At 67.1% G+C, this 2,442-nt stretch carries 3 protein-coding genes and 1 pseudogene; 2 read left to right on the forward strand and 2 right to left on the reverse strand.

Going from position 1 to position 2,442, the window contains the following annotated elements; all coding sequences use genetic code 11:
• Both EN780_RS32035 and EN780_RS32040 read right to left on the reverse strand, forming a co-directional pair.
• The coding region (locus EN780_RS32035) for a DUF58 domain-containing protein (protein ID WP_128276273.1) at positions 1–383 on the reverse strand (383 nt) is incomplete at its 3' end.
• Positions 383–1,387, reverse strand: a complete 1,005-nt coding sequence (locus EN780_RS32040) for a MoxR family ATPase (protein ID WP_128276274.1) — start codon at positions 1,385–1,387, stop codon at positions 383–385. The genes EN780_RS32035 and EN780_RS32040, both read right to left, overlap by 1 nt.
• A 145-nt stretch (positions 1,388–1,532) precedes the next feature.
• Here EN780_RS32040 and EN780_RS32045 point away from each other — a divergent pair, with 145 nt between their 5' ends.
• Together EN780_RS32045 and EN780_RS32050 are read left to right on the forward strand one after the other, a co-directional pair.
• Positions 1,533–2,162 (forward strand): DUF1285 domain-containing protein, encoded by a 630-nt coding sequence (locus tag EN780_RS32045; RefSeq protein ID WP_128276275.1) that lies wholly within the window; start codon positions 1,533–1,535, stop codon positions 2,160–2,162.
• Positions 2,162–2,442: pseudogene (locus tag EN780_RS32050) on the forward strand (CoA pyrophosphatase); the annotation flags it as partial. The gene EN780_RS32045 and the pseudogene EN780_RS32050, both read left to right, overlap by 1 nt.

Genomic DNA, 2,442 nt, shown 5'->3' on the forward strand with positions numbered 1-2,442 from the left:
GCCATGGCCAGCGCCAGGACGAGCGCGCGCGATTCCTTGGAAACGCCGGCGCCGGCCGATTTGTAGAGCATCGAAGGCGAGGGGTCGGCCCACAGCCACACCGTATGGGCCGCCTCCCATTCGCGGTCGCGCACATAGGTGTGGTCGTCGCGGGCCGAGCGGCGCCAGTCGATGCGCGAGGAATCGCCTTCGACATAGGGCCGGAACTGCCAGAAATTCTCGCCGATGCCGCGCTTGCGGCGGCCGTGCCAGCCGGCGATCACGGTGTTGACGATGCGGCGCGCCTCGACCAGCAGGTCCGGCACCAGCGAGGCCCGCAACCGGCCACGGGCGAGCGCGTCACGCGTCGCAACCGGTGCCTGGACCTCGCCTATTCGTGCCATCAGATGCCTTTTGCCAGTTTCGCCACCACGTCGCGCACCGAGGTGCCTTCGGCGCGGGCGGCGAAAGTCAGCGCCATGCGATGCTGCAGCACCGGCTCGGCCAGGGCACGGATGTCGTCAACCGACGGCGCCAGCCTCCCATCATACAGCGCCCGCGCTCGCGCGCACAGTGTCAGCGCCTGGCTGGCGCGCGGCCCGGGACCCCAGGCGACGAGCTTGTCGGTTTCGGCGTGCCCCTGGCCGGGGCGGGCCGAACGCACCAGCTTGAGGATCGCGTCGACCACGCTTTCCGGCACCGGCATGCGGCGGATCAGCGTCTGGATCTCCTTCAGCCGGGCCGGCTGCAGCACATTCTGCGCCTTGGCATCCTCGACGCCGGTGGTCTCCAGCAGGATGCGCCGTTCGGCTTCGATTTCCGGATAGAGGATGTCGACCTGCATCAGGAAGCGGTCGAGCTGCGCCTCCGGGAGCGGATAGGTGCCTTCCTGCTCCAGCGGGTTCTGCGTCGCCAGCACATGGAAGGGCGAGGGGAGGTCGTGGCGCGCCCCGGCGATGGTGACGTGGTATTCCTGCATCGCCTGCAGCAGCGCCGACTGGGTGCGCGGCGAGGCGCGGTTGATCTCGTCGGCCATCAGCAATTGCGCGAAGATCGGCCCGGAGATGAAGCGGAAGGAGCGCTTGCCGAACTCGTCCTGCTCCATCACCTCGGAGCCCAGAATATCGGACGGCATCAGGTCGGGCGTGAACTGGATGCGGCGGGAATCGAGGCCGAGCACGACGCCCAGCGTCTCGACCAGCTTGGTCTTGGCGAGGCCAGGCACGCCGACCAGCAGCGCATGGCCACCGGCAAGCAGCGCCACCAGCGTGCGCTCGACGACGGCATCCTGGCCGAAGATGACACGGCCGACGCCGTCGCGGACTTTCGAGATGTCCGCCAGCGCCTTTTCGGCCTCGGCGATCATGTCCTTGTCGCTGATCGGGCTTTCCTTGATCATCACGCTCATGCCGTTTCGATCCTTGTGCTGGAAATACCGGCTTGCACTGTCTGTGCCGCAGAATGCCGCGATTCGGCCTCGCCTGGCGCCTGCATTTGAACTTAAATCACAGACTTAGGCTGACAAGCGGAACAACAGTGACTATTTCGTGACCATGACGGAGCTCACAGAACATCGTGAACAGACCCTCACCAGCGCCACCGAGGCGCGCGGGCTGGAGGCGCTGATCTCGCGCGCGACCCGCGCCGGCAAGGGGCCGGCGCCGGTGGAGCGCTGGAATCCGGACTTCTGCGGCGACCTCGACATGGAGATCAGGGCCGACGGCACCTGGTTCTATCTGGGCACGCCGATCGGGCGCATGCCGCTGGTGCAGCTTTTCTCCACCGTGCTGCGCAAGGACGCGGACGGTAAGACCTATCTGGTGACCCCGGTGGAGAGGGTGGGGATACGCGTCGTCGACGCCCCCTTTGTCGCGGTCGAGATGGATGTGTCCGGCGCCGGCGACGACCAAGTCATCACCTTCCGCACCAATGTCGGCGATGTCGTCGAGGCCGGGCCGGGCCACGCCCTGCGCTTCGTCGACGAGGAGGCGACCGGAGGGCTGAAACCCTATGTGCTGGTGCGCGGCCGGCTGGAGGCGCTGGTGGTGCGGCCGGTGATGTACGAGCTGGTCGAGCATGGCGAGGAGATCGACATCGACGGCCGGATGATGTTTGCCGTGCGCTCCAGGGGCGAGGTCTATCCGATCATGCCAGCCGAGAAGCTGAAACGGCTGAGCGCGTGATGGACCAGGTGACGCCGGCGCCGTTCTCGACCGTGGATTTTCGCCAGCGCGTCGCCGCCCAGGCAGACGCCCATGCCGGCGACGACTATGGCGATCATCGCTTCAATCCCGGCCATCCCAGGCTGAAGCACGTAAAGCCGCTGCGCGATGCCGCCGTGCTGATCCCGGTGGTCGATCACGGCGCCGATGCGACGATGCTTTTGACCAAGCGCGCCGAGAAGCTGCGCAGCCATTCCGGCCAGGTGGCCTTTCCGGGCGGCACGATCGACCCGACCGATCC

The sequence above is a fragment of the Mesorhizobium sp. M4B.F.Ca.ET.089.01.1.1 genome, from assembly GCF_004022605.1.
Classification (GTDB): domain Bacteria; phylum Pseudomonadota; class Alphaproteobacteria; order Rhizobiales; family Rhizobiaceae; genus Mesorhizobium; species Mesorhizobium abyssinicae.